General features: G+C 44.3%; 31 protein-coding genes. 16 read left to right on the top strand and 15 right to left on the bottom strand.

Annotated elements, in window-relative coordinates; all coding sequences use genetic code 11:
• Window positions 1–68 precede the first annotated feature (68 nt).
• The 3 genes from B4G81_RS11570 to B4G81_RS11560 all read right to left on the bottom strand — a co-directional run bounded on the left by B4G81_RS11570 (window position 69) and on the right by B4G81_RS11560 (window position 1,333).
• Entirely contained in the window at window positions 69–506 is a 438-nt protein-coding gene (locus tag B4G81_RS11570; protein ID WP_294082667.1) for a nucleoside deaminase, read from the bottom strand.
• A gap of 12 nt (window positions 507–518) precedes the next feature.
• On the bottom strand, window positions 519–743 hold the full coding sequence (locus B4G81_RS11565; protein WP_294082796.1) for a hypothetical protein: 225 nt from the start codon (window positions 741–743) through the stop codon (window positions 519–521).
• A gap of 101 nt (window positions 744–844) precedes the next feature.
• Complete coding sequence (locus B4G81_RS11560; RefSeq protein ID WP_294082665.1) at window positions 845–1,333, bottom strand: DUF2059 domain-containing protein; 489 nt, start codon at window positions 1,331–1,333, stop codon at window positions 845–847.
• Window positions 1,334–1,668: 335 nt separating this feature from the next.
• Between B4G81_RS11560 and B4G81_RS11555 the strand changes: the two genes are divergently transcribed.
• The 9 genes from B4G81_RS11555 to B4G81_RS11515 all read left to right on the top strand — a co-directional run bounded on the left by B4G81_RS11555 (window position 1,669) and on the right by B4G81_RS11515 (window position 8,946).
• On the top strand, window positions 1,669–2,031 hold the full coding sequence (locus B4G81_RS11555) for a YraN family protein (protein ID WP_294082663.1): 363 nt from the start codon (window positions 1,669–1,671) through the stop codon (window positions 2,029–2,031).
• A 68-nt stretch (window positions 2,032–2,099) separates the two neighbouring features.
• A complete protein-coding gene (locus B4G81_RS11550; protein ID WP_294082661.1) occupies window positions 2,100–2,471 on the top strand; it encodes an MmcQ/YjbR family DNA-binding protein in 372 nt (123 codons plus the stop codon).
• A gap of 8 nt (window positions 2,472–2,479) precedes the next feature.
• On the top strand, window positions 2,480–3,232 hold the full coding sequence (locus tag B4G81_RS11545) for a biotin--[acetyl-CoA-carboxylase] ligase (protein ID WP_294082659.1): 753 nt from the start codon (window positions 2,480–2,482) through the stop codon (window positions 3,230–3,232).
• 69 nt (window positions 3,233–3,301) lie between these two features.
• Window positions 3,302–4,009, top strand: a complete 708-nt coding sequence (gene pyrH, locus B4G81_RS11540; protein ID WP_414703196.1) for a UMP kinase — start codon at window positions 3,302–3,304, stop codon at window positions 4,007–4,009.
• A 198-nt stretch (window positions 4,010–4,207) separates the two neighbouring features.
• Window positions 4,208–4,765 carry a ribosome recycling factor gene (frr, locus tag B4G81_RS11535; protein WP_294082657.1) on the top strand — a complete coding sequence of 186 codons (558 nt, stop codon included), beginning with the start codon at window positions 4,208–4,210 and terminating at the stop codon, window positions 4,763–4,765.
• Complete coding sequence (gene rsgA / locus B4G81_RS11530; RefSeq protein ID WP_294082654.1) at window positions 4,765–5,727, top strand: ribosome small subunit-dependent GTPase A; 963 nt, start codon at window positions 4,765–4,767, stop codon at window positions 5,725–5,727. Before frr ends, rsgA begins: the two co-directional genes overlap by 1 nt.
• Window positions 5,724–7,154, top strand: coding sequence for a cardiolipin synthase (gene cls / locus B4G81_RS11525; protein WP_294082652.1), 1,431 nt, complete (start codon window positions 5,724–5,726; stop codon window positions 7,152–7,154). The genes rsgA and cls overlap by 4 nt, the downstream gene beginning before the upstream one ends.
• 47 nt (window positions 7,155–7,201) lie before the next feature.
• The gene (locus tag B4G81_RS11520; RefSeq protein WP_294082645.1) at window positions 7,202–7,741 is read left to right on the top strand and encodes a shikimate kinase; all 540 of its coding nucleotides are present in this window, start codon (window positions 7,202–7,204) and stop codon (window positions 7,739–7,741) included.
• The gene (locus tag B4G81_RS11515; RefSeq protein ID WP_294082643.1) at window positions 7,738–8,946 is read left to right on the top strand and encodes an alanine dehydrogenase; all 1,209 of its coding nucleotides are present in this window, start codon (window positions 7,738–7,740) and stop codon (window positions 8,944–8,946) included. The genes B4G81_RS11520 and B4G81_RS11515 overlap by 4 nt, the downstream gene beginning before the upstream one ends.
• Window positions 8,947–9,030: 84 nt before the next feature.
• Here the strand turns inward: B4G81_RS11515 and B4G81_RS11510 are convergent, their stop codons facing one another.
• Window positions 9,031–9,789: a DUF4923 family protein gene (locus tag B4G81_RS11510; RefSeq protein WP_294082641.1), complete on the bottom strand. Its 759-nt coding sequence runs from the start codon at window positions 9,787–9,789 to the stop codon at window positions 9,031–9,033.
• Window positions 9,790–10,004: 215 nt separating this feature from the next.
• On the opposite strand from B4G81_RS11510, the gene B4G81_RS11505 reads away from it, so the two are divergent.
• The 5 genes from B4G81_RS11505 (at window position 10,005) to ccsA (ending at window position 16,880) form a co-directional block, all read left to right on the top strand.
• Window positions 10,005–11,294, top strand: coding sequence for a hypothetical protein (locus tag B4G81_RS11505; protein ID WP_414703198.1), 1,290 nt, complete (start codon window positions 10,005–10,007; stop codon window positions 11,292–11,294).
• A 44-nt stretch (window positions 11,295–11,338) separates the two neighbouring features.
• Window positions 11,339–12,499, top strand: a complete 1,161-nt coding sequence (locus B4G81_RS11500; protein ID WP_294082637.1) for an imelysin family protein — start codon at window positions 11,339–11,341, stop codon at window positions 12,497–12,499.
• 192 nt (window positions 12,500–12,691) lie between these two features.
• On the top strand, window positions 12,692–14,155 hold the full coding sequence (locus B4G81_RS11495) for a di-heme oxidoredictase family protein (RefSeq protein WP_294082784.1): 1,464 nt from the start codon (window positions 12,692–12,694) through the stop codon (window positions 14,153–14,155).
• 56 nt (window positions 14,156–14,211) lie between these two features.
• Window positions 14,212–15,732, top strand: a complete 1,521-nt coding sequence (locus B4G81_RS11490) for a di-heme oxidoredictase family protein (RefSeq protein ID WP_294082635.1) — start codon at window positions 14,212–14,214, stop codon at window positions 15,730–15,732.
• Between the two features lie 14 nt (window positions 15,733–15,746).
• Complete coding sequence (gene ccsA, locus B4G81_RS11485; protein ID WP_294082633.1) at window positions 15,747–16,880, top strand: cytochrome c biogenesis protein CcsA; 1,134 nt, start codon at window positions 15,747–15,749, stop codon at window positions 16,878–16,880.
• 82 nt (window positions 16,881–16,962) lie between these two features.
• Here the strand turns inward: ccsA and B4G81_RS11480 are convergent, their stop codons facing one another.
• From B4G81_RS11480 to B4G81_RS11435, 10 genes are all read right to left on the bottom strand, one after another.
• Window positions 16,963–17,919: a TIGR01212 family radical SAM protein gene (locus B4G81_RS11480; protein WP_294082630.1), complete on the bottom strand. Its 957-nt coding sequence runs from the start codon at window positions 17,917–17,919 to the stop codon at window positions 16,963–16,965.
• A 124-nt stretch (window positions 17,920–18,043) separates the two neighbouring features.
• A complete protein-coding gene (locus B4G81_RS11475; RefSeq protein ID WP_294082628.1) occupies window positions 18,044–18,442 on the bottom strand; it encodes a hypothetical protein in 399 nt (132 codons plus the stop codon).
• A 14-nt stretch (window positions 18,443–18,456) separates the two neighbouring features.
• Window positions 18,457–18,978 carry a hypothetical protein gene (locus B4G81_RS11470; protein ID WP_294082626.1) on the bottom strand — a complete coding sequence of 174 codons (522 nt, stop codon included), beginning with the start codon at window positions 18,976–18,978 and terminating at the stop codon, window positions 18,457–18,459.
• Window positions 18,962–19,540, bottom strand: coding sequence for an RNA polymerase sigma factor (locus B4G81_RS11465; RefSeq protein ID WP_294082624.1), 579 nt, complete (start codon window positions 19,538–19,540; stop codon window positions 18,962–18,964). The genes B4G81_RS11470 and B4G81_RS11465 overlap by 17 nt, the downstream gene beginning before the upstream one ends.
• Before the next feature lie 145 nt (window positions 19,541–19,685).
• Window positions 19,686–21,716, bottom strand: a complete 2,031-nt coding sequence (gene rpsA / locus B4G81_RS11460; RefSeq protein WP_294082623.1) for a 30S ribosomal protein S1 — start codon at window positions 21,714–21,716, stop codon at window positions 19,686–19,688.
• A 144-nt stretch (window positions 21,717–21,860) separates the two neighbouring features.
• A complete protein-coding gene (locus tag B4G81_RS11455) occupies window positions 21,861–22,406 on the bottom strand; it encodes a DJ-1 family glyoxalase III (RefSeq protein ID WP_294082622.1) in 546 nt (181 codons plus the stop codon).
• Window positions 22,407–22,482: 76 nt separating this feature from the next.
• Window positions 22,483–23,265 carry an energy transducer TonB family protein gene (locus B4G81_RS11450; protein WP_294082621.1) on the bottom strand — a complete coding sequence of 261 codons (783 nt, stop codon included), beginning with the start codon at window positions 23,263–23,265 and terminating at the stop codon, window positions 22,483–22,485.
• An 18-nt stretch (window positions 23,266–23,283) separates the two neighbouring features.
• Window positions 23,284–23,691 carry an ExbD/TolR family protein gene (locus B4G81_RS11445; RefSeq protein WP_294082620.1) on the bottom strand — a complete coding sequence of 136 codons (408 nt, stop codon included), beginning with the start codon at window positions 23,689–23,691 and terminating at the stop codon, window positions 23,284–23,286.
• A 55-nt stretch (window positions 23,692–23,746) separates the two neighbouring features.
• Window positions 23,747–24,457, bottom strand: coding sequence for a MotA/TolQ/ExbB proton channel family protein (locus B4G81_RS11440; protein WP_414703195.1), 711 nt, complete (start codon window positions 24,455–24,457; stop codon window positions 23,747–23,749).
• 51 nt (window positions 24,458–24,508) lie between these two features.
• A complete protein-coding gene (locus B4G81_RS11435; RefSeq protein ID WP_294082619.1) occupies window positions 24,509–25,240 on the bottom strand; it encodes a pyridoxine 5'-phosphate synthase in 732 nt (243 codons plus the stop codon).
• A gap of 155 nt (window positions 25,241–25,395) precedes the next feature.
• Here B4G81_RS11435 and B4G81_RS11430 point away from each other — a divergent pair, with 155 nt between their 5' ends.
• Window positions 25,396–25,773: a hypothetical protein gene (locus tag B4G81_RS11430; protein WP_294082618.1), complete on the top strand. Its 378-nt coding sequence runs from the start codon at window positions 25,396–25,398 to the stop codon at window positions 25,771–25,773.
• A 72-nt stretch (window positions 25,774–25,845) separates the two neighbouring features.
• Entirely contained in the window at window positions 25,846–26,742 is an 897-nt protein-coding gene (locus B4G81_RS11425; protein WP_294082617.1) for an NAD kinase, read from the top strand.
• A 25-nt stretch (window positions 26,743–26,767) separates the two neighbouring features.
• Here the strand turns inward: B4G81_RS11425 and B4G81_RS11420 are convergent, their stop codons facing one another.
• Window positions 26,768–26,941 (bottom strand): hypothetical protein, encoded by a 174-nt coding sequence (locus B4G81_RS11420; protein ID WP_294082616.1) that lies wholly within the window; start codon window positions 26,939–26,941, stop codon window positions 26,768–26,770.
• Window positions 26,942–26,943: the final 2 nt, after the last annotated feature.

The raw sequence follows: 26,943 nt of genomic DNA, 5'->3' as shown, positions 1-26,943 counted from the left end.
TTGTATTAGTATTAACGCTTTTTCAATGGTTTTTGTTTGATCATTTAGATTGAACCGGGGTATTGATATTATTTCCTGAAACGGGCAAAAAAAAGTTTCATCAAGTCGGCACAATCGTCCGAAAGAATACCGGAAGTAACGGTGGTTCTGGGGTGGAGGAGGTAGGGAGATACTTGTGAGTAGCCTCGCTTTTCATCTGAAGCTCCATATACTATGCGCGATATTTGTGCCCACCGCAACGCCCCCGCACACATTGGGCAAGGTTCCACAGTGACATAGAGAGTGCAACCTGTCAGGTATTTTCCCCCTAATACATTGGCTGCAGCAGTGATTGCTTGCATTTCGGCATGAGCAGTTACATCATTGAGAGTCTCAGTCAGGTTATACGCACGGGTGATGATGCGATTATTTATCACAACTATTGCACCCACGGGAACCTCCCCGTTTTCGAATGCCTTGTGTGCTTCACGTAATGCCTGCTGCATAAAATATTGATCGTCTAACATTACATCAACAAATTATCTTCTCATCTCATTCTCCTCAAACAGGGTGGGATAGTCTTGTTCCATATTTTTCAGCACATGATTGAGAATAGTTTCGCGAAACCACCGGGAGCGGTTGGTGATTTTATACTTATTCAGATAAAAATGTATCAGGCTGTATTCTTCATCACTGAGCATGAACACAGCCTTTTTTGTGCGAGGCTTGATTTTGCCTTGCAGCTTGTATATTTTCTTTTTCATCAAATCTTTTCGCTTCTTGGACGGACAAAGATAATGATAATAATTGAGCTGTCGTCCGGTTTAAACCCTAATCAGCCGCCATACCGGCTGATTGCATGACCTTATTGCTTTGTCTCCGGAGATAGTTCCTTCATCTTCTCTTTCATCTTGCTACTGAGAATTGGCATATATTTGGTAGACATGATGCTCATTATTTCACCGGTCATTTCCGGCGTTTGTTCCAGGAGTTTTTTTCCGGTGGGAGATTCGTAAAACAGAATTAAATCATTAACCTCTTCTTCAGTAAAGTATTTTTCATACACGGAAGGAAGATCTTCTTCGAACATTTTTTTTGTGATGGCTGATGTTTCTGTCGAAACAAAATCCATAAGCGATTCCATGGCTTCTTTGGCCTGTTCGCGTTGTTCACCCTGCATCTGCATTGTAACCTGTTGTTTCATGGCGTTTTTCATGGCCTGCATGGTATTGTCCACCATTTTTTCCATCTGCATGGCGTTCATCAAACGTTTGATGTTGTCTGCTTTGTCCTGGCCCATTGTGAGAGTGAGCGGCAGTATGACCGCAATAGTGACAAGCGCTAACTTTTTCATACATTTATTATTTAAATAGTTTGTTAAAATTAAACTGTTTCCTCGCTATGACATACTATAAATAAGTTTATCTTCTGCTCATTTATCTTGGCGAAATAGTTGATATTATGTTTTTTATATACAATGTTGTTGTATTGAGTTTAGTATTAATCAAATTCATTTTTGAACAGATACCGGGTCCCATTTGCATGTCATGGTCAGGTATAGCAAGATTTGGGACGAGTACCAATCTGTCTCCTTGTTACAAAAGAACAATTTTTTTTCGATAAAACAGGAAATTTACAGGGTAAATTTGTATTTTTACGAAGTTTATAGGTTGTTTTGTCAAAAAAGAGATGGCCGAACATAATGAGTTAGGGCGAAAAGGCGAGGAAGCAGCGGTAACGTGTCTCAAAAAGAAAGGGCACCGTGTTGTGGAGCGCAACTGGTCTTTTTCCGGTTACGAAATAGACATCATCACTGAACATGAAGAGTTTATTGTGTTTGTAGAGGTGAAAACACGCACTTCCGACAGATGGGGCGACCCGGGAGATGCTGTCACTGAACAACGCATGCGTCGTATGATCCGGGCTGCCAGCCATTACCTGAAAATAAACCGGATTGATAAATCGGCTCGCTTTGATATTATCACAGTAATAATGAAAGGCAGGTACTTTGAACTGGAACATATTGAAGATGCGTTTTTATCGTTTTTATAGGACGGGGCTTGACAAGAGATGAAAAAATAACGCAATTCTGTTTTAGCGGAACGAAAATCGAACAAGACATGAATATTGAAGAGCTTTTTGATTATTGCTTGTCTATTCCGGGAGCGGAAGCGACGACGCCGTTTGATGAATGGACCATCGTGATGAAGGTGGAGGGGAAAATGTTCGCATTAATTCCCACTGATGCGGAGAGGTCGTCTGTCACCCTCAAATGTGATCCGGTAAAAGCCATCTCGCTGCGTGAAAAATATACCTGTGTGGAAGGGGCTTATCACATGAACAAGACCTATTGGAATACCATTTATCTGGATGGGGATGTACCCGGGAATGAACTTAAGGAATGGATTCATCATTCTGTAGAAGAAGTAATCAAGAAATTGCCAAGGAAACAACAATTACAATACGAGCAGAGGACAAGCTTGTTTGGATAGTGAATATTATGGAACAGTTAAGTAAAGATCGTCGGGTGATAAGACTGGAAGAGACCGTATCTACCAATATTTATCTCAGGGAACTCGTCAGGGAGAGGTCTCTGGAGGAGGGGTCGATGGTGATATCCGATTTTCAGGTAAATGGGCGCGGGCAGATGGGAAATTCATGGTTTTCGTCCAAAGGGGAAAACCTGTTATTTAGTTTGCTTATTTACCCAAAGGATGTACCGGCCAATGAACAATTTATTATTTCCCGTATCGCATCACTCGCTGTCAAGAATACGCTCGACCGTTTTACAGATGATATCCGCATTAAATGGCCAAACGATATTTACTGGAAAGAACAGAAAATAGCCGGAATACTGATAGAGAATGATATCGAAGGCAAATATATTTCTAATTCGGTGATCGGTATAGGTCTCAATGTAAATGAGCAGCAATTTCCTACCGAGCTTCCCAATCCTGTATCACTACGGCAGATTACGGGTGTAGTACATGAAAGGAGGTATATTCTTGATATCTTTCAAAGAGAGTTTTTTCTGCTTTACAGGGATTTTCAGAGAGGTGAAATTAAAACTATTGAGGATGAATATATGTTAGATCTTTATCGAATCAATGGATATCATTGGTACGAAGATAAAGATGGCCGGTTTATGGCCGAGATAACGAATGTGCTCCCCTCCGGACATCTGGTATTAAAACCGCTAGACATCGAGGAGAATCGGGAGTATGCATTCAAAGAGGTCGCTTTTGTGGAATAGCGGGGATTAGAGAACTAAAAGCGATTATTAATCAGTGAATTATTAAATTATTAAATCAGCAAGTCAATAATGCAATTTAACAGGATTTTACTTAAACTCAGCGGAGAATCGCTAATGGGCGAAAAACAGTACGGGATCGATGAAAGGCGTTTACAGGAATATGCCGAACAGATACATGAAGTGGCACAGACAGGTATACAAATAGGTATAGTGATTGGCGGAGGAAATATTTTCCGGGGATTAAGCGGTGCAGCCAAAGGATTCGACCGTGTGAAAGGCGACCAGATGGGAATGTTGGCCACCGTAATCAACAGTCTCGCTTTGAGCTCGGCACTTACCGCTGCCGGACAGGATAACCGTATTTTTACGGCAGTCCGGATGGAGCCGGTAGGTGAACTCTATTCCAAATGGAAAGCGATTGAATCGTTGGAAAAAGGAGAAATTGCAATCCTTGCCGCAGGCACAGGGAACCCATTCTTTACGACAGATACCGCTTCTGCTTTGCGGGGTATTGAAATTGAGGCGGACGCCATGTTCAAGGGAACACGCGTAGATGGTGTGTATACGGCTGATCCCGAGAAAGATCCTACTGCTACTAAGTTTAAGACCATTACATTTGATGAAGTCTACAACCGGGGACTGAAGGTGATGGATCTGACCGCGACAACTATGTGTAAGGAAAATAATCTTTCAATTGTAGTGTTTGACATGGATTCTTACGGTAATCTGAAGAAGGTGATTGACGGTGAAGATATCGGTACTCTGGTCCATGTTTAGTATACTCGGTGGTAGTTGAAAAATTATTGCTTTTCCTTTTGTCAGAAATATGTATCTACTGAAAATGGGAGGTAATTAAAAAAAATTCACTATTTTTGTTTCACCTTTTTCGTTAAATGATATTGCAGAATACGGATTTATTCGAATTCTGCGGAAAAAGATACAATGATAATTGAAAACAATTATTGAAAAATACTTATGGAAATAACGACAATCAAAAAAGAGGCCGAAGAAAAAATGCAGATGGCCATTGAGTTCCTGGATGAGACATTCTCCCGTATCCGGGCGGGAAGAGCCAATGCCCGTATTCTGGATGGCATACGTGTGGAATATTACGGGAGTTTGGTTCCATTGTCGAATGTGGCAACGGTCACCACCCCTGATGCGAAGACCATTATGGTTCAGCCGTGGGAAAAAGCGATGTTGAGAGTGATAGAAAAGGCTATCCAGGACTCGGATGTAGGTATTACTCCCGAAAACAATGGCGAAGTTATTCGTTTAGGTATTCCTCCACTGACGGAAGAACGTCGTAAGCAATTGGTGAAGCAGACCAAACAGGAGGCCGAAGAGACAAAAATCAGCATCCGGAATGCACGTCGTGAAGGAATCGATGAAGTGAAAAAAGCAGTGAAAGAAGGATTGGCTGAGGATGCGGGGAAAGATGGAGAAAATGAATTACAGAAAGTTCACGACAAGTATGTCAAGAAGGTGGACGATATGTTTGTCGAGAAAGAGAAAGAGATTCTTACCGTTTAATGGCAAAAGGTGGAGATGAAAACGGTAAGATAGGTTTACAGGGGTTGGTTGTCAAGAGTACCGGTAACGCCTATCTGGTGCGTGATGACAATGGCAATGAAATCATTGGCATCGCAAAGGGAAACCTGAGGCTTAAAGGAATCAGAAGTACAAGTCCTATTGTGGTGGGCGACCGGGTCTTTATGGATATGAACTCCGAAGGTACAGCTTTTATCACCGATATCGCAGAGCGGAAAAACTATATTGTCCGGAAAGCTTCCAATCTCTCCAAACACTCACATATCCTTGCCGCCAATATTGATTTGGCATTTTTGTGTATTACAGTGAGTTATCCCGAAACAACGACAGTGTTCATCGATCGGTTCCTGACTACTGCCGAAGCTTATTCAGTCCCCGTTTACCTTATTTTTAACAAGATTGATCTGTACAGCGAGGAAGAACAAGAATACCTGGATGCATTGATACACCTCTATTCATCGATCGGATACCCTTCTTTGAAGGTCTCGACGGTGACAGGAGAGGGAAAACAGAAAATGGAATTATTAGCTAAAGGAAAGACAGTCCTGCTGGCAGGCCATTCGGGTGTCGGAAAATCGAGTATTGTGAATCTTTTGATGGAAGATGAGTCACAAAAGGTGAGTGAGATCTCCGGTTATCATCAGAAAGGGATGCATACTACCACATTCTCTGAGATGATTGGACTGAGAAAGGGAGGGTTCCTGATCGATACACCGGGTATCAAAGGTTTTGGTACCATTGACATGAGCCGGGGCGAGGTATCCCATTATTTTCCTGAGATATTCAGGATATCAAAGAAATGTAAATACCACAACTGCCTGCATCTTAACGAACCCGACTGTGCTGTGGTAGAGGCAGTAAAAAATCATTATATTAGTGAAAGTCGTTACCATTCATACCTGAATATATTGGATGATATTGAAGAAGGAAAATACCGTTTATGATTATACACTTGAATAACGTACTGCTTTTGGTCATTGAAATACTTTATCTGCTCACTGTGGCAAGTATTGTATTGGTGGTGATCTCGGAGAACCGGAATCCCATCAAAACTGTGGCATGGATTCTGGCCGTAGTCTTTCTTCCGTTTATAGGTGTTATCTGGTATGCTTTTTTTGGCCAGGACACTACAAAGAAACATGTAATCTCCAAGAGAATGTACAGTAAACTGAAGAAGCGCCCACTTGATGGTGTGGAGACATCGGGGGTACATGTTTTTCCGGAAGAACATGCTAACCTTGTCAGATTATTGCAAAACATGGATTATACTCCTTTGTTGGGGGGAAATGATGTGAAGCTATTTACCTGTGGAGAAGATAAATTTGCAAGTCTCTTTGCAGATATTGAAAAGGCAAAGAAGCATATTCATATTGAGTATTACGTATTACTTGACGATGAATTGGGGCAGAAACTCCAACAAGCCCTTATCCGTAAGGCGAAAGAAGGAGTGGAGATACGTATTATATACGACAGTTTTGGTTCGAGGATAGCGAAGAAAAAATTTTTTGAAGATTTCAGAAAAGCCGGAATAGAAACCGAGCCATTTTTAAAGCTCAGCCTTTCGAGGCTCACTTCGAGGCTGAATTATCGCACGCACCGCAAAATCGTAGTTATTGACGGACGGATAGGTTATACGGGCGGGATGAATGTGGCCGACCGGTATGTGAATGGGTTCGACTGGGGTTGCTGGCGTGATACCCATGCACGGATCGAAGGAAAGGGAGTACAGGGATTACAATCGGTTTTTCTGATCGACTGGTATTTCGTTTCGCAGACGCTGATCACTTCGAGGGAATACTTTCCCGTCCTTGAAAATTATGGTGATTGCCCCATGCAGATTGTGAATAGTGGGCCTTTGAGTGAAAACAATGAGATATCACATGGAATTATGCAAGCTATCTATGATGCCCGTAAATCTATTTTTATCCAAACTCCCTATTTCCTTCCTCCAGAGGCAATGGCTGATGCTTTGCAGGCAGCCGCCATCAGAGGTGTTGATGTGAGAGTGATGATGTCTAAACGCTCGGACGTGCCGCTGGTACAAAGAGCCTCGTTTTCTTATATAAAAGATATGCTGAAGGCCGGAGTCAAAGTATATATGTATCGCAAGGGATTCCTGCATTCCAAAATGATGGTATTCGACGGATCACTCACCCTGGTCGGGTCAGCTAATTTTGATGCACGAAGCTTTGAACAGAATTTCGAAGTGGAAGCTTTTGTTTATGATGGAAAACTGGGAGCACAGGCGAATGATATTTTTGTGGAAGACCAGCGTTTCTCAGAACTGGTTTCAATGAAAGAGTGGGCAAAACGTTCTAGATTGAAACGTTTCGTGGATTCGGTTCTGCGCCTTTTTGCCCCTTTGCTGTAATTTTAATTGGCATATCGGCACATTTCAAAGTAGCACATTAATATTATATGAAACGAATTTTTATTGTAGGCTATATGGGTTCGGGCAAAACCACTATAGGAAAGCAGCTGGCAAAGTCGCTTTCCTTATCATTTGTCGACTTAGATGCTTATATCGAAAATAAATATCGGAAAAGCGTCCCGGATCTTTTTGCTGAGAAAGGGGAGGCTGATTTCCGCAAGATAGAAAGTCGGATGCTTGAAGAAGTCGCCGAATTTGAGAATGTGTTGATTTCTACCGGAGGCGGAACCCCTTGTTTCTTCGATAATATGGAAGTAATGAATCGTGCCGGCACTACTATTTATCTTGAGGCACATCCTGAAGATCTGGCCAGCCACCTGTTGGCATCGAAGACAGTACGCCCTCTCATCTATGGTAAATCCAGAGAGGAGCTTATTCCCTTTATTACAGAACACTTGTCAAAGAGAGAGTGTTATTACAAGAAAGCACAGATCGTCTATCCTATTGACCGCATGATGACAAAAGACGAAATCCATTTAACGGTGTGCGGAATTGAAGAACAATTAAAAAGGAGAAGCACAAAATGATGTACGGTTCCCAAAGAAGCACCTCGTTTGTCGTGCGTGAATTACTGCAAAAAGTGGAAAAGCAGAGAATATCGGTAGTGATTGGAATTCCTTGTGAAGAGCAGAAACATGAGAAACGGGTGCCATTGACACCCGAAACCGTTGCTTTGCTGGTGGAGTCCGGTTATAGGGTATTGATTGAAGCAGGTGCAGGATTGACCATTAATTATACCGATAGTTATTATGCCGAATCGGGAGCCGAAATTGTAGACAGTGCCGCAGAGGTCTTTCAGGCAGATCTGGTCCTGAAAATATTACCTCCTACCATGGATGAAATCTGCATGATGCGGCCGCGGTCTACCATTTTTTCATTTCTCTATATCCACAAACTCTCACTTCCCCTATTGGAGCTGATGTCTGAAAAGAAAATCAATGCCTTGGCATATGAACTTCTTTATGACGATATGGGCATCTTCCCGTTTGTTACATCCATATCCGAGATCGAAGGTACTTATTCCATTACTCTGGCGGCAGAACTGCTGAGTAACGCCCATGGAGGAAAGGGGATTCTACTGGGAGGGATTCCCGGGATATCACCTACCGAAGTAGTCGTGATCGGCGCCGGAACTGCGGGTACTATGGCTGCACGTGCTGCATTGGCCATGGGTGCATCGGTGAAGGTATTCGACAATGATGTAGTGAAATTACGCACTATCCGTCATGAGTTGGGCAATCTGGTATTTACCTCCACTCTGCAACCGAATGTGCTTCGAAACGTGTTTCGTTCTGCCGATGTAGTGATCGGCGCCATGCAATATATCAACAAAACCCATTTTTACCGCATTTCCAACGATCTTGTCAGGGAAATGAAGCAGGGTGCTGTAATTATTGATATACGGATAGCACAGGGAGGATGTTTCGAAACTACCATGGAGGCTTGCTTGCCTGGTCATCCTACCATCTTTGAGAAATTCGGCGTACTGCACTTCTGCGAGATGAGTCTTAGTTCACGTGTAGCACGTACTGCCTCCATCGCCTTAAGTAATATCTTCGTGTCGCTCTTCTCGACCATGGCCGATTGTGGTGGCCCCGGCAATTTTGCCCGTTTCGACCGGGGCTTTGCCTCCGGTTTCTACCTCTATGGAGGAAAGATGGTGAACCGTTACGTGGGCAACCACTTCAACATTCCCGTTACCGATATCGGCTTGTTCTTGCCGGGATATTGAAAACATTATGTTCGTTAAAGGAGGAGTTGCACTGAGATAGTGCAATATTTGTCGCCTTTGTTACAATTATTGTGATGGAATGGATCATTCCTGCTTTTGCAGGTCGAACCCGAGCAGCATGCCGTCATATTGGTCTGTGATTGAGGAGATAGCTTTCAACATGTTGTTGTTGGTCGTGACGCTGATGATTTTCAGAAGCCTCAGGATGCTGTCGGCATCAAAGAGTAATTGTAAGTTGTTGCCTGATTTTACTACAGAAGCGTCTATTTTTGCTATCCCTTTTAAATAGGAGAGGGTGATGGTTTTGTTTGATTCGTCGAGCGTATAGTCTCCGCTCAGTTTGGCTTTCCCCAGAATGGCCGAATAGGTGCTGTCGGCGTTGAAGGTAAACTCACCGGCTCCTTCACTGATCCCCATTTTAGTGAGGTATTCATCGAATTGTTTTTCCAACTGGTTAGCGGCGACCGCTCCTCCTGTCTTTTTTAAGATATTGTCGCTCTCGAAAGAGCAAGCCGCTCCCTGATAAGTCCATCTGCCGGAGATATCAAAGGTTCCCGTTCTCGATTCTACCACTTTGTTCAGGAGATTATTGAATGTCGACTTGGAATTCGATTGTGCCTGGGATTGGAAAATAGAAAGACATCCCACCGTGACACATAATACTGCCGTGCTAAAAAATTTCATTTTATTGCTGTTTATTCTGTTCAGACTATAAAGATACTCTTTTTTTACCGGGTATGACGTCTTTTGCCAACCATCCGCCGTGGCGTGGATTTTATCCACAGTGTGACCCGTGAGGTTGCCGGTGTCTGGAATTATATCGGTTTGGCACTTTTTAGCCATTTTTTTTAAAAAAAACTATTATTTCTTGGTATTGTGCCATGTCTGCATAAGCGATACTTTTGCGCCCTGTATAGATGAATGTAATGGAAAATAAATACATTCTATCGGATACCGTTGACAAGTATATTAATTTTATGAAACAAACTTTTATTCACGTATTGTTGTTCGGTTTCATGCTGAGTGGAGCCGTTTGTCCGGAAGTATATGCGGATAATATGGAACCGGAAGGAAATGTTCCGGCACTGGATGCAACCGAAGCCGAAAAAAATAGGGGCCGTTCCGGCGATAGTTCATGGTCAATGCCTTCCCGCCTCACCTTAGGAGGATATGGCGAAGCGGTGATGAGCCGTAATTTCTATAGTAGCAATCCTTTCCGTTATATGTACCCGGAATCCTATAAAAAAGATCCGGGCCACGGGCGCTTTGATTTGCCGCATGTGGTTTTCTTCGTCGGTTATGAATTGGGGAAAGGCTGGAGGATGAATGCCGAGATAGAATTTGAACATGGAGGCGTGGAAGCAGCCATGGAGGTGGAGCCTGAAGAGGGCGGCGAATATGAACAGGAGATAGAACGGGGTGGTGAAGTGGCATTGGAACAATTCTGGATTGAAAAGACATTCAACCGTGCCCTGAATCTTCGTATGGGACATATTATCGTTCCCGTCGGGCTGACCAACGGCAACCACTTGCCCACACAGTTTTTTACCGTATACCGTCCCGAAGGGGAAAACACTATTATGCCCTGTACATGGCACGAAACAGGAATCAGCCTCTGGGGATTTCTCGGGAAGGACTGGCGTTATGAAGCCATGTTGTTGCCGGGACTCGATTCCGAATTTTTCAATAACCGGAACTGGATAAAAGGAGGGTCGGCGTCGCCGTATGAATTCAAGATAGCCAATACCTATGCCGGCGCGTTCCGTGTCGACAATTATTCCGTACCCGGTTTGAGATTAGGGATAAGCGGTTATTACGGGCACAGTTTCCGGAATAGCCTGATGCCGTCGTATGCCGATAAATACGACAAGGTAAAAGGGGCGGTATCTATCGGTTCCTTCGATTTTGAATACAACCGCCACAACTGGATTGCCCGGGGCTATTTCGACTACGGTCATTTGGGCGATGCCAAAACCATCTCCATTTATAACAGGGGATTGCCCAAAGCATCTCCTTCCCCCAAGACACATATTGCCACCGAGGCATTGTGCTACGGGGCTGAAGCGGGTTACGATATTTTCTCCCGCTTCCAAAAACTGAAACAGGACCATCAGAAACTATACCTGTTTGGACGCTACGAATATTATGACTCGATGTTCAAGACAGCTGAAGGAATACAAGATCCTGATTGGTGCCAACGGCAAATCGTGACGGCCGGGGTCAACTATTTCCCGACAAAGGATATCGTGATAAAAGCGCAATATTCTGCCGGCATCATGAAGGATCCTTTCATGAATGAAAACTCCCTCTCCATCGGTGTGGCGTATGCCGGGTTCTTTACCAAGTAAACCAAGGACTATTTAATAATTATATAATAATATACATAATGAAAATGAGAAGAATAATCGGATTTTACCTGTCGGTTGCCTTGTTGTCGGCATGCGTGTTGACCGCTTGTGACGATGATGATCCCGTAATCGATTCAGGAGAAAAAGAGCAAGCATTATTGGCTATTGTAGAGCAATATGTAAACAAGACTGTACTCCCCACCTACAAAAATCTGGCTGATGAAAGTCTGGCCTTATATGAGATGGTTGTAACCTTTAAGGGTGATCAAACCGATGCCAACCTGAAAAAAGTGACCGACCAATGGATAAAAACCCGTACATACTGGGAGTTGAGCGAGGCTTTCCTGTTCGGACCGGTAGATAAATTGGGGATTGATCCCCATATCGATACCTGGCCTCTGGATGAAACGGAATTCTTGAAACGGATCAATAATCAAAGCGATATAGCCAACATGAATTCGGAAAATGGCGATATATGGGTTGGTGAACATTTTCGTGATGCAATACTTGGTTTTCATGGTATAGAGTATATCTTTTACAAAGATGGAAAAGTAAAGTCTGCCTCTGAGGTCAAAGAGAATGAATTGATTTATGCGCTTGCCGTTACGGGTGATTTGCGTAACCAGTGCGTGCGTCTTGAAGCTTCATGGGCAGGCTATGGCGCTGTGACAAAAGAAAAACAGGAACTGATCGATGATAAGAAACTTGTATATACCATGGAAGATAGTAGCATCCCTTATGGTGAAAATATGATCAAAGTGGGACAAACCGGAAGTTATTACAAGACTATCACGGCCAGTGCGGAAGAGATTTTGGAGGGTTGTGTTACAATTGCCGATGAGGTGGGGGATATGAAAATAGGTAATGCCTACCGCGGCGATGATCCCAACTATCTTGAATCTCCCTATAGTTATAACTCATTGGTGGACTTCGAAGACAACATCATCAGCATACAAAATGCTTATCTGGGAGGAGCCGATAAAAACAACCGGGGAAAATCGTTGAGCGATTATGTCAAATCGGTCGAACCGGCTGCAGATACCAAAGTGAAAGAAGCGGCAGTGAATGCCATTGCCAAGATAAGGGCCATTCCTTATCCCTTTGAAAAGAATTTCACCTCTACGGAAGCCGGTGAAGCCATGGGAGCTTGCGCAGATCTCAGTGAGGCATTAACTGAAGCAAAAAGTGTCCTGACGAGAAATTGAAGCTTCCTGCAATAGGATATTTATAAGAGGAATCCTGAAAACAGGATATCCTCTTTCGTCCGTTTTTATATAAACGATTTAATTTATTAATTATCAGTAATAATGTGCTTAATCAATACTAATTTATTATCCGGCTTTATAAGAAGAATAACCCGTATTCCGGTGCTTTTCCTCTCTTTTCTGGTTTTGCTCATGTCAACTTCCTGTAAGAATGATGATGGCCCGGATAATCCCGGGAATTCGGAATTACCGGAAGAATATTATGCCGGCGGCAAGCTGGGTACAACTACGATAAACAATATCTCAACAGCTTATGAGCAACCCACTCCCGCCGTGGAACAAAACGGAATGACGCTTGCTTTTAAAATAGGGGAAGCTTTTTTTGAAAAAGGATTCAATACCAATCCATCGGGTGTGCGCCATGGATTGGGGCCGGTGTATGTGCGCAGTTCCTGTATTACCTGCCATCCGGGTTACGGACATGGCAAACGGGTGGATCAATACCGTGCCAACGAGTTCGGGAACGGTTACCTGCTTGTGGTGTTCGACCAGGATACGCACGCTTTCGTGCCTGAACTCACCGGTATGCCCCAAACAAAAGCAGTAGACCCTTTCCTGCCGCCTGTCGACGAGAAGGGCATCAGGATTGAGTGGAGGGAACATGTGGATCAATTCGGCAATAAATTTCCTGACGGTGAAACCTATAGCCTTATTTATCCGGAGGTAACCATCGATCCGGCATATATCAATACCGATCCCAAACCGGCCAATTATACGGTGAGGCTCGAAGCGACCATCGGTATTTACGGGACAGGCCTGCTCGACGCCATCCCCGATGACTCCCTCATCGCTGAATATAACCGCCAGAAAGCATTGGGGCGCACGTTGAATGACGCGAAGTACGATCCGGCAAACTTCATTACCGAAAACGACGGCACAAGGCATCCCGGTCGCTACACTTACGGCTTGACCCGCGGAACGCTGCAAAACGGTCCCGGATCGAACGCTATCTGGAACATCACCAACGTGACCCGTGAAAACCGTCGCAACAACTATATCACCAAGGCGTATGCCACTGCCATGTCGAAAAATGCCAACGTGCAAGCCGCACTCGGCAAGGACGAGGCTGCCATTTACGCGGAACTGATGGCTACCGACCTGGAACCCGAAATGTCGACGGAAGACTACGTCAACTTTATGATCTGGCATCGCGGATTGGCGGTTCCCGCCGCGCGCGACTTGGATGACCCCGTCGTGCAGAAAGGTAAGAAGGCTTTTTACAGCATCGGCTGTACAAGTTGCCACAAACCCTCATGGACTACCGGGCCGGATAACTACACCGGTGATACATTAGTCGCACGCCAATTACCCCGTTATCCTTACCAGAAAATATGGCCCTATACCGATATGCTACAGCATAAATTGGAGATGGTGAACGATATCCGCACCGGGTGGTGCCGCACTACGCCGCTCTGGGGGCGTGGGCTTTCACAGATATGTACCGGCGCCGGCGACCACCTCCACGACATGCGTGCCCGTAATTATACCGAAGCGATCATGTGGCACGGCGGAGACGCGGCTTTCTCGAGGGAGAAATTCCGTAATCTCTCCAAAGAGGACCGTGACGCATTGGTGAAATTCCTGGAATCTATTTAATTTATTAACTATCAGTAATAATGTACTTAATCAATTCTCATTTGTTTTCGAGTTTTATGGGAAGAAGAATAACCCGTATTCCGGTGTTTCTTCTCTTCTCCTTGGTTTTGCTCATGTCAACTTCCTGTAAGAATGATGACGGACCGGACAATCCCGGTAATTCCGAATTGCCGGAAGAATATTATGCCGGCGGCAAGCTGGGCACCACCACTGTAAACAATATCTCTACCGCTTATGAACAACCGACCCCAGCCATTGACAACGCAGGTATGGGGCTGACTTTCATGATTGGCGAGTCGTATGTCGAAAAATCATTCAATACCAACACCTCCGGGAAGTTTTTCGGACTGGGGCCGGTGTATGAAAGGGGTTCGTGTATTATTTGCCATCCGGGTTACGGGCATAGCAAGCGCACCGAAAAAATCAATTCCAAAGAATACGGGAGCGGCTATCACTTGCGGATGATCGACAAAGATACCGAGGAATTCGTGCCGGAAATGACCCATGCGGTGCTTACTCATGCCGTGGCACCTTTCCTGCCTCCGGTGGATGAAAAGGGAATTAAAATAGACTGGAAAGAACATACCGACGAATTCGGCAATAAATTTCCCGACGGTGAGACCTACAGCCTGATCTACCCCGAGGTGACCATCGATCCGGCGTATATCAATACCGACCCGAAACCGACCAATTACGTGGTCAAGTTACAATCATCGCTCCCGCTCTACGGTACGGGGCTGATCGATGCCATTCCCACCGATTCCATATTGGCGGAATACCGGCGGCAAAAGGCGAGGGGACGCAACATGAACGACGCCATTTACGATCCTGCCAATTATCATACCGCATTGGATGGCACCAAACACCCGGGTCGTTTTTCTTACAACCTCTCTTTCGCCCCGTTGCAGGGAAACTCGGGAGCTACTTTCCTGTGGGGTTCCCTGGGAATTACCAATCCCCATTTCCGCCACAACGATATTTCAGAGGCGTATGCGCGTGCCATGTCGAGGAACAAGGATGTACAGGAAGCCTTGGGAATGGATGAAGAGGCGGTCTTCGCCGAATTGATGCGGAACGACCTGCCCATAGAGATGGATGCGGACGAATATGCCAGCGTGATGACATGGCAACGCGGCCTGGCCGTACCGGCAGCCCGTAACCTGGATGACCCTGAAGTGCAAAAAGGGAAAAAGGCATTTTACAGTATCGGGTGCACCAGTTGCCACCGTCCTTCGTGGACTACCGGCCCCGATGAGTACAAGGGCGACCCCCTAGTTACAGATAAACTGCCACGTTATCCCTATCAGAAGATATGGCCCTATTCCGACCTGATGCACCACCGCCTCGAAATGGTCAATGATATCCATACCGGCTGGTGCCGTACCTCTCCGTTGTGGGGTAGGGGGCTGTCGCAGTTGTGCTCGGGAAATGGCGACCATCTCCACGACATGCGTGCCCGCAATTACACCGAAGCAATTATGTGGCACGGAGGTGATGCGAAGTTTGCTAGGGATAAATTCCGTGCCCTCTCCAAGGAGGACCGTGACGCCCTGGTGAAATTCCTGGAATCCATTTAATTCCTATAAGCCCTATGAAATTCCTCAGAAAAATATCTTTCGCACTGTTGATATTGCTTATTATCGTGCTTGCCGGGGCCACCGTCGTCGAGAAGCTTTTCAGTACGGAAAAAGCAGTAGAATGGATTTACGGCGCATGGTGGTTTGTCGCACTCTGGGGAATTTTTGCCCTGGCGATGCTGGCCTTTATCATCCGGGCCAGACTTTACCGGAAATTTCCCGCTTTCCTGTTGCATTGCGCTTTCATCGTCATTTTATTGGGCGGACTTGTCACTTACCTCACCGCCGAAAGGGGGCACATGCATATCCGCCAGAACGAGATCCACAATTATTTCGTGTCGGAAGACGGTAGCCGCCGTATTGGCTTGCCTTTCAATGTGAAGATGCTCTATTTTGATATTGTATATCATCCCGGTACGGCCCAACCTGCCGATTATCGCAGTTTTGTGATGGTGGAAAACCAGGTGCACCAGATATCGATGAACAATATCTTCAGGAAAGAGGGATACCGCTTCTACCAGATGGATTACGACAGTGATGAGATGGGCGCCACTTTCCTGGTCAGCCATGATCCGTGGGGCGTGGGCATCACGTATGCCGGTTATCTGCTCTTGGCCATATCGATGTTGTGGATACTCTTCCTCCGCATCGGGTGGAAAGGGGTGCTTTACACGGCGATCCCCACCGTGCTGGTGTGGTTATACATTTCACGGATCAACCCCATGACGCCTATCCTGCGTACGCCCATGCTCGCAGCGCACGTATCGGTGATCATGGTCGCCTACATGCTGTTCCTGTTTATCGCCGTGACCGCCATCGTGGGGCTGTTTTCCAAAAAAAAGACTGAAAAGTTTTACCGGATCAATTCCACGCTCCTTTATCCGGCGGTGTTCCTGTTGACGGCAGGTATCTTTATCGGCGCCGTCTGGGCAAATATCTCGTGGGGCCGTTACTGGGGCTGGGATGCCAAGGAGACCTGGGCATTGATCACCCTGCTGGCCTACTCATTGCCGATGCACGGCGAGAACATCCCATTTTTCAGGAATCACCGCAAATTCCACCTCTATTGCGCCCTTGCTTTTCTGGTCGTGCTCATGACATTTCTGGGCGTGACGTATGTGTTGGGAGGGATACACAGTTATATTTAACCGTGTTGTCAATCTTCCGTTATGGAGAAAATGCAGATTTGTTGAAGAAAGTAATACGGACTTCAATCCTCCAATTACCAACTTACACAGTTCGTGGAATACTCCCTATTGTGTTTCCATATAATCGTCCTTGCCATGTTTCCCTTTCATAGAAACGTTTTTTGATTTTTTCGGTCATTACATGATTTTTCTGATCCCAAGCGGGAGCAATTAATAATTTCTTAGGGGATTGGGAAGTAAACCGCTCAATATAAATTTCAGGATTGAGTCGTTCTGCAAAGTCCACGCATAAATCCACATACTCGTCCAATTCGAAGAGATGAAATGATTCCGGCAATAGCCGGAATTCTTTCGCCATAGCCGTTCCCTTGATGATTTGCAACTGATGTAGCTTCAAGGTGGTTAAAGGCAATTGCGAAATTATATCAGCATGAGACAGAATCTCTTCCGGCGTTTCTCCGGGAAGTCCCAGGATCATATGTCCCCCCGTTAGAATATTCCGCCCGGCAGTTTCATTGATCATTCCGGCAGATTCTTCGAAGGTATGTTGCCGGTTTACTCTTTCTAATGTTTTGTTTAATGTGGATTCAATCCCATATTCCACCATGACGAATGTTTTTTTGCTGAGCGTCTCAAAATAGTCAAGTAACTCAAGAGGCATGCAATCTGGACGGGTGCCCACAATCAATCCCACCACACCGGGATAGGAGAGAGCTTCTTCATATTTGGTAATAAGGGAGTCCGGACTGTCGTAAGTATTAGTATAGGATTGAAAATAAGCAAGGTATTTCATCTCCGGGTATTTGTGGGAGAAAAAATGGATGCCATCGTCTATCTGTTCAGAGATAGTTCGGGTTGGTTTGCCATAACCGGGACTAAAACTCTGATTATTACAATAGGTACACCCTCCCCGCCCTTTATTCCCGTCGCGGTTGGGACAGGTGAAGCCGGCGTTGATGGATATCTTTTGTACTTTGAAGGGGAATTTCGCTGAAAGGAATTCGGCAAAATCCTTATAGGGTTTGTCGTTTGAGAACACGTTTGTATCTTTATTTTATAAGTCTGTATATTAACAAATTGTAGCAATAAAATGTTTTCGGAAACACGACTCCCGCCGTATTCCCGCTTTAAAATTTATAGTAAAAAGTAGAGTAGAGTTTTAATTATTTAGAGTAGGATTCCCATATAAACATTATATGTGTTTCATTATTTTGAATCACAGTCAATTCTTCTTTTCTATTTTCCGTTTCTTTTATATAGTTTGAAACTTTGTTCGTTCCATTTCTTACAAAGGTAGTCTGTTTGTAGCCGTCAGTTTTTATGGCGGCATTTATTTCATCTGAGAATGTTTTCACGAGACCGGCTTCCGCTTTATTCAGTGTAAGCATCTTTTGTCCCTTATTTATCCATTTCCCCTCTTTTTTGTCAATATCCGACCCGTCATAAATATATTGAAAACGTATATCTTCCATATATTTATCGAACAGTTTTTCTACTTGTTGAGCTGATGCTGCGGCCGAGAATGCCAGCGCGATAAGCATCATTGAAAAAAATTTCTTCATAATGAGTTGAATTTTTATTGTGGGTAATTTGTTTTTATATCCTCTATATTTTTTGCTGTTTCCTTTAAAATATTTCTGGCGTCTAATTCCTCTTTTATATTTGTAGCTTCTTGAAGGGGTTGATATGAGCTTTCAACAATCTTTTTTGCTTCTCCAAACATACTCTCGGCATAGTGTTGTGCCTTTTGTTGATTGGTAATCTTTTTCCCATTTACAATGACTACATATTTCACGTTTTGCTTCTGTACCGGGTGAAAGGTAGAGAAAGTGATAATCAGTAGCGCCACAGCCACCGATCCTGCTATCCAAATCATTGTACGGCGTGGAAGGAAAAGTTTTTTTGTTTTCTTTTCCGGAAGAGCTACCCCCGGTGCTTTTATCTCTTTTTCCGCATCAAAGGCCGCAAAGAGAGGTTTATATATTTCATGCTCGGATAATATACCTTTCCCCTTGAAATAGTTTTTCAATTTTTTTTCTTCTTCGGTCGATGATATACCGTTGAAGTATTTCTCAAGAAGATTATCTATGTCGTTCATATATTTCATTAGTCGTTTTCTCGCTATGGCATAGTTCAAACAAGTTTGGCCTTTTAACGGAAACGTTCTCTTTTTGATGGTTGTTTACTATCATTTCACGAAGTTTTTTCCTTGCCCGGGAGAGGTTGACGGTGACGGCATTTTCCGTCATCGACATTATCCTGGCGATTTCCTCCAAATCCATTTCTTCTACATCTTTCATCCGGAGAATAGTCCGTTGCATCTCAGGGAGGGAATCGATCATCCTGCCAATATGATTCATCATATCTGTTCGTTCCGTTTGCTGGTAGGGAGTTGGAGCATTATATTCGGCATTTGCCGGAATTTCTTGCATGGGAATTGTCTTGCGGATGATGTCGAGGCATAAATTACGCATCGAAGTGAGCACAAACGCTTGATGATTGGCAATGACATCCAGTTGCTCCCGTTTTTCCCATAGTCGCATCATCAATTCCTGCAGCGCGTCTTTTGCGCTGTTTTCATCTTTTAAGATCGATAGCGCCATCCGGTACGATTTATCGGAGAGGCAGAGTATCTGAGATTGGAACTGGTGGGCGTTCATATACTATATAGACGCAACTATCGGGAAATTCTTACATCGACTTATGGATTTTTTATAAAAGCCGGCAGGTGCAAGATTATTGGATATAAATAAAGACTGCCCGGAAATAAATCCAGGCAGTCTTCCATAATGTAAAGAGAGTCGATTACTCTTTTTCTGTTGTTTCTTCGGCTTCGTTCGTTTCAGCAATCTCTTCAGCTTTGCCTTCTTCCGCCGTTTCTACTACTTCGGTTGCTTCCGTTTTGGATTCTTTGATGTCAGCTTTGGCTTCATCAGCAGCCGTTTTCACTTCTTCGGCTTCGGTTTTTACTTCTTCCGTTTTAGCTTCAGCGGCTTTCGCTTCTTTGGCAGCTTCTTCCTGTTTCACTTTCTTGTTCAGTGCTTCTATTTTCTGGTTGTCCAGCTTTTCTTTCAAAGCAGCCAATTCTTCGATATCGCCTAAAGTAGTTTTTTCCATTGCAGGGATAACAGCAGCTTCACTTCCGCTTTCTTTTCTTCCGCCGGAGCGTTTGTTCCCCCCTTTTTTCTTGGAATCATCGGCCAGATCTTCGTGGATACGGCTGTGAGAAACAATGATACGTTTTGCATCTTTATTGAACTCGATCACCTTGAATTCCAGCTTCTCATCCAGTTGTGCCTGAGAGTTGTCCTCTTTCACCAGGTGTTTGGGAGTAGCAAACCCTTCCACGCCGTAAGGCAGTGAAACCACTGCACCCTTGTCGAGCATTTCGATAATGGTACCTTCATGGATAGATCCCACAGTGAAGATGGTTTCAAATACATCCCACGGGTTTTCTTCCAGTTGTTTGTGCCCAAGGCTTAAACGACGATTTTCCTTGTCGATGTCGAGCACCTGCACTTCAATAGGAGCGCCGATCTCGGTAATTTCACTCGGGTGTTTGATCTTCTTCGTCCAGGACAGATCGGAGATATGGATCAATCCTTCTACGCCGTCTTCAATTTCAACGAATGCGCCGAAGTTGGTGAAGTTACGTACGGTAGCTGTGTGTGTACTGCCGACAGGATATTTTTGTTCGATATCTTCCCATGGATCGGGTTTGAGTTGCTTGATACCGAGAGACATTTTGCGTTCGTCGCGGTCAAGCGTCAGGATCACAGCTTCCACCTCTTCTCCTACGTGCATAAAGTCTTGAGCACTGTGAAGGTGTTGCGTCCAGCTCATTTCTGAAACGTGGATCAATCCTTCTACGCCCGGAGCAATTTCTACAAATGCACCGTAATCGGCAATGACCACCACTTTTCCTTTGACGACATCGCCCACTTTCAGGGTTTCGCTCAAAGAATCCCATGGGTGCGGGGTCAGCTGTTTCAGACCGAGTGCAATCCGTTTTTTCTCGTTGTCGAAATCGAGGATAACTACGTTGATTTTGTCGTCCAGTTTCACCACTTCATCCGGATGCTGGATGCGTCCCCAGGAGAGGTCGGTAATATGTACGAGGCCGTCCACACCACCCAGATCGACGAACACACCATAAGAAGTGATGTTCTTCACGACGCCTTCGAGCACCTGTCCTTTTTCGAGTTTAGAGATAATTTCTTTTTTCTGTTGTTCGAGTTCTTCCTCTATAAGGGCCTTGTGCGATACAACTACGTTCTTGTATTCAGGGTTAATTTTTACTACCTTGAATTCCATTGTTTTATCGACAAATATGTCATAATCGCGAATTGGTTTCACATCGATCTGTGATCCCGGGAGGAATGCTTCGATACCGAATACATCCACGATCATACCGCCTTTGGTACGGCATTTGATATATCCGTTAATCACTTCGTTGTTTTCAAGCGCGGCATTGACACGGTCCCAGGAGCGTGAAGCACGTGCTTTTTTGTGAGAAAGGATCAACTGTCCTTTTTTATCTTCCTGGCTTTCGATGTAGACTTCTACTTCGTCACCAATTTTCAGGTTCGGGTTGTAACGAAATTCGTTCATAGAAACTACCCCATCGGATTTGTAACCGATGTTTACAACCACTTCGCGTTTGTTCATGGAGGTAACGGTACCTGTTACGACTTCTTTATCATTGATCTTACTCAAGGTGTTGTCGTAGCTTTCGGTAAGCTTTTCTTTGCTTTCTTTGCTGTAGGTATCCCCCTCAGCATAGGCAGCCCAGTCGAAATCTTCTATGGGTGCCACATTGTTTAAATTTTCTGTCATTTGTTGTGAAATAAATTTCAATTAAATAAGTGAGACATTATGTTGTTAAAAAAACGGTGCAAAGGTAGTTGTTTTTTTGTTAGTAGACAACTATTTGCACCTTTATTTGCACCATTCATTTTAAGAGGATTGGCAAGCTCATAATTACAGGAGCAGGCCATTTTGTACTTCCTGTTTTGTTTTGAGTCCTGCTATCTGTTCTACCAGTCTTAATGCGAAATCGAATGCCAGACCGGGACCTCTCCCCGTGGTGATATTGCCATCGACCACTACATTTTCGCCGATTGTCTTTGCACCGGTGAGTTCAGCTTCAAATCCGGGATAGCAAGTGGCTCGTTTGTCGTTGAGTAGTCCAAGTCCTCCCAAGACAATAGGAGCTGCGCAGATGGCCGCAATTTGTTTTCCTTCATCATTGAATTTTATGATCAGTTCTTTCAATGCTTCATATTCATTGAGATGTTTTGCCCCCGGCATACCTCCCGGCAATACCAGCACCTCTATGTCTGAAAAGTCGGCTTCTTGAAAAATTTTATCCGCAATCACCGATACATTATGTGCACCGGTCACGGTTTTTTCATTCAAAATAGATACGGTTTCAACCGGTATTTGCGCCCTTCTTAAAATATCGACGGTTGCGAGCGCTTCAATTTCTTCAAAACCGTTTGCCAAAAAGAGTGCTACTTTCTTCATGATTCCTGTTCTTTAATGAGACTTGAAAAATTTATTTCTGTATTGAGGCTGTTTTATCTTGGGCAACCTATGATTTTTAATTGAGATTGAATCGATATGTAATGGTTCCCTGCTGATTATTGGTAGAGGTAACCGCATTGAATTTAGTCCTTCGTGCAGCCCGTAAAGCCTCTTCACGAAGAGTGGCGCTGGGGGTATTTGTTCCCCGTCCAATCTCGGCATGGATTACATTGCCGGCAGGGTCTACTGTTATATTAACGACAATAGTGCCATAATCGTTCACAGCATAGTTGGGTTGGCCTAAACCACCCCTTCCGAGGCTACGTCCTCCCAAGTCGTATGAGCCTATCCCTCCGGTACCGGTAGGGGAGCCTTGTGTAGCATTTCCATCGGATACTCCCTGGGTGCCTTGTCCTTCCGTATTTCCCCGACTTCCGGCACCTTCTCCGAAAAGTCCCGACATTTGTTGATTGATTGCTCGTTTACGTGATTCCTCTTCCCTGCGTTTCCGTTCAGCTTCTTCTCGTGCCTTGCGCTCCACTTCCATTTGTGCCCTGCGTTGTTCTTCTTCGCGTTGCGCCTCCACGTCGATGGTGGGTTCCGTAGTTTGGGTGATTAACGGTTCGGTCGGAGAGTAGGGGGGCGTTTCCGGTTGAAGAGCAGGGGTGGGGGTAACTTCAGTCATCGGTGGCTCAGTCATACCAAAAGCATTTTCAGTTGTACCGAACATCACCGGTATTCCTTCCAGTTCTTCGGGTGGGAATGATAATTGGAAAACAGAGAATAGCAAGATGAAGAATAGTAATATTGCAAAAATTACTGTTCCTATTATTCCTCCTATTTTTTCTCTTTCGACCATATGCCTAATAACTGAATTTTAATTTGAGCGCGTCATGAGTACCATTTTGAATTGGTTCTGATTCGCGATATCCAATACACGGACAATCTCCCGATAAGGAACGGTTTCGTCGGCATAGAGCGCAACGAATATACTGGGATCGGCCGTGTAGACAGATTGGAGGAAAGGTGTTATATCTTCAAATGCTACATGCCGTTCAATTTCGTTGGCATTTGCCACGTAATAATTAAGATCCTTGTCTATTGTTACCCGTGTAATAGGTTTGGCCTGTGTTTGTTGTTGAGAGCGGGGTAATAATACCTGAATAGAGTTTGGCACGACAAAAGTGGATGTGATCATAAAGAAAATAAGCAACAGGAATATTACATCCGTCATAGATGCCATACTGAAACTCGTTTCTATCGTAAATCGTTGTTTTAAAGCCATTTTATTGATTTATTGATTTATTGATTTGATGATAATCAACACATCATCACATCGTTTAATCGGCCGGTTCATTGAGGATATCCATGAACTCCATCACACTCATCTCTAACCTGTTCACAATTCCCTTGATACGGGTAGTGAGGTAGTTATAGGCAAAGAGGGCGATGATACCCACGATAAGACCGGCAACGGTGGTCACCAATGCTTCGTAGATACCTGCGGATAGTGTAGTAATACTTACATTGGCTCCTGCGTTAGCCATACTCATGAAAGCATTAACCATTCCTGTTACGGTACCCAGAAAGCCTACCATGGGGGCTCCCGATGAAGAGGTCGCCAGTACGGGTAATCCTTTTTCCAGTTTTGATATTTCAATATTTCCCTGGTTCTCAATAGCTGACATTACATCGGAGGTTGGCCTGCCCAGTCGGGAGATTCCTTTCTCCACCATACGGGCAGAAGGTGTATCGGTATTTCGGCAGAGAGCGACCGCTGCGTCAATCTTCCCCTCATGGATGTAATCTTTGATACGATTCATGAATGTGTCATCCTCTTTGCTTGCTTTATTGATGACCAGTGTTCTTTCTATAAGAACATAAATAGACATCAGTAAAAGAATAAGCAAAACAATCATCAACCAGCCGCCTTTCAACGCTAAATCGAAAGCATTCATTGTGACGGCTTCGGTTTCGGCTGTCGCTGCTTGCATAGTGTCATAAATTGCCTGGGCAGTATCCACAGGCACCGGTATTTGCAATAAATTCATGTTTGTACTGTTCAATATTGTTTTGCGGATAAAGATAGTTAATTTGAAGAGCTAAACTTCCTCGCATGTCTCTTTTAAACAATTTTTATACGCTTTTATTGTTTCTTTCAATCCCATGTAAAGGGCATCGCTTATAAGAGAATGTCCGATAGACACTTCCTTCAACCAGGGGATACTCATATAAAGATAATGTAGGTTTTCCAGATTCAGGTCGTGACCCGCATTGACGCCCAATCCCAGATTTTTGGCCATAGTGGCTGCTTCAATAAAAGGAGCAATAGCCTTTTCTCTGTCAGCACGATAGCCTTCTGCATAGGGACCGGTATAGAGCTCCACCCTGTCCGTACCAATTTGAGATGCCATCCTGACCATTTCCGGATCAGCATTAATGAAAATAGAGGTACGGACTCCCATTGCCTGGAATTCATTCACAATATCGGTCAGGAAATCTTTATGAGTCACGGTATCCCATCCCGTATTGGAGGTGATGGCATCGTGCGCATCGGGTACAAGCGTCACTTGGGTGGGCTTGATTTTCCTGATCAGAGAAATAAATTCGGGCGTAGGATTTCCCTCGATATTGAACTCCGTATATACTTTTACCTGCAAGTCGAAAACATCGGTATAACGGATGTGGCGCTGGTCGGGACGTGGATGTACCGTAATGCCCTCTGCGCCGAAAAGTTGACAGTCAGTAACTACCTGCACTAAATCAGGAATATTTCCTCCCCGTGCATTCCTCAAAGTTGCTACTTTGTTTACATTTACGCTAAGCTTGGTCATAAATTTTTATAAACAATTTTTCCATTCAAAGAACAGTTCCATATCGGATTTAGATAAAGAAATAAAATAAAACCCGGAGGAACTTTCAATTAGGCAAAATTTTGCCATCTTTGTAAATCAGATACAAAAGTAATACGAAATAACCGTTTTGCGCAATGTCGACCAAAGAATTTATCAAAGATCAACTGGAAAAATTCAGTTCATCGCTTACTCCTGACCAGTTTGCCGAACTTTCCAAGACGGAAAATTCCCTTATTATCCTGGAAGTTCCGTTCAAAGACTATACGCTCACTGAAATAGCAAGGATTGTTGAAGGTAATAATGTGCATGTAATGTCTCTCAATACCTTTCCCATATCCGGAGGAGAGACCCTTTGGGTATCTTTGAAGTTTGATACTGATGATGTAACTGTCTTGTTGAGAAGTTTTGAGCGGTTTAATTATAATGTTGTTTACTATTTTATGAAAGAAGGGGAAGTGACTGATACCCAGAAAGAGCGGTTGGACGAATTGATGTATTATCTGGATATGTAGTGGATGATTTACTGATTTGGTGATTCAATCCAACGATTCAACGGTTTAACGATTAAATGATTAAGAAAAAAGATGAGGTTTGCTTTATTCGGGAGTATGTTCCCCGACAGGACCGCTAAAGCTGAAGAGCAGATATGCGGAGTATGTGAAGCTGTCAGACGGAATGGAGGTGAATTATGTTTGCCGGAGAATTTTTTTTATAGCCTTCCGGCTCCGATTCGACAGAGAATCGCTTCTCTTTGTACGCTCGAGGAAAACTTGACGCCGGTAGATATGGCTGTGAGTGTGGGTGGCGACGGTACTTTCCTGAGAACAGCCGGCACAGTAGGCGATTCAGGTATCCCTATTCTGGGTATTAATACGGGGCGGTTGGGTTTTTTGGCAGCGATTAATTATGCCGATATGGAAGAGACGCTGCAGGAGGTGATGGAAGGCTCATATAAAGTAGAAGAACGTACATTATTGAAATTATCCACCGATGAAGCATTTCCTCCGGAACAATTTAATGTGCATGCCCTCAATGAAGTGGCTGTCCTGAAACAGGATACAGCCTCTATGCTTTCAATCCATGCCTATATCAATAACGATTATCTGACCTCTTACCAGGCAGATGGATTGGTGATATCGACTCCCACCGGCTCTACCGCCTATTCATTAAGTATTGGCGGTTCCATCTTATCACCCACTACGCCCAGCATTATTCTTTCGGCTATTGCCCCCCACAATCTTACATCGAGATCACTGGTAGTGGACGATAGTAGTATCATCTCATTGAAAGTAGAGAGCCGCAGCCATATGTTCCTTGTCTCAGTGGATGGTGAGTCTCGTGTACTAGACGAGTCGGTAAGTATCCATGTGAGAAAGGATGACTATACCCTGCGCGTTGTGAAGCGGATCGGTCATACTTTTTACGAAACGCTCCGGGATAAGCTGATGTGGGGTGCGGATGTCAGAAAACAACAGAAGTAGATGCAACGTTTGCCGGTGCTTTCCTTTACTCTTCACTTTCGGATATCTCCTCCATAAATTCCTCCGTAGGTTTTTCTTCCTGATAGGGAAGGTATTTGTCGAGCGCAAGGATAATCAGGTAGAAAAAGGACATAAAAATAAAAATTCCTACTATCCCTATGGTAGCGATGAACAGCGTTGTTTGTATGGTTGATGTCATAG

The sequence above is a fragment of the Proteiniphilum sp. UBA5384 genome (genome assembly GCF_002410825.1).
GTDB lineage: Bacteria > Bacteroidota > Bacteroidia > Bacteroidales > Dysgonomonadaceae > Proteiniphilum.
This window is presented reverse-complemented; position numbering and strand designations above follow the sequence as displayed.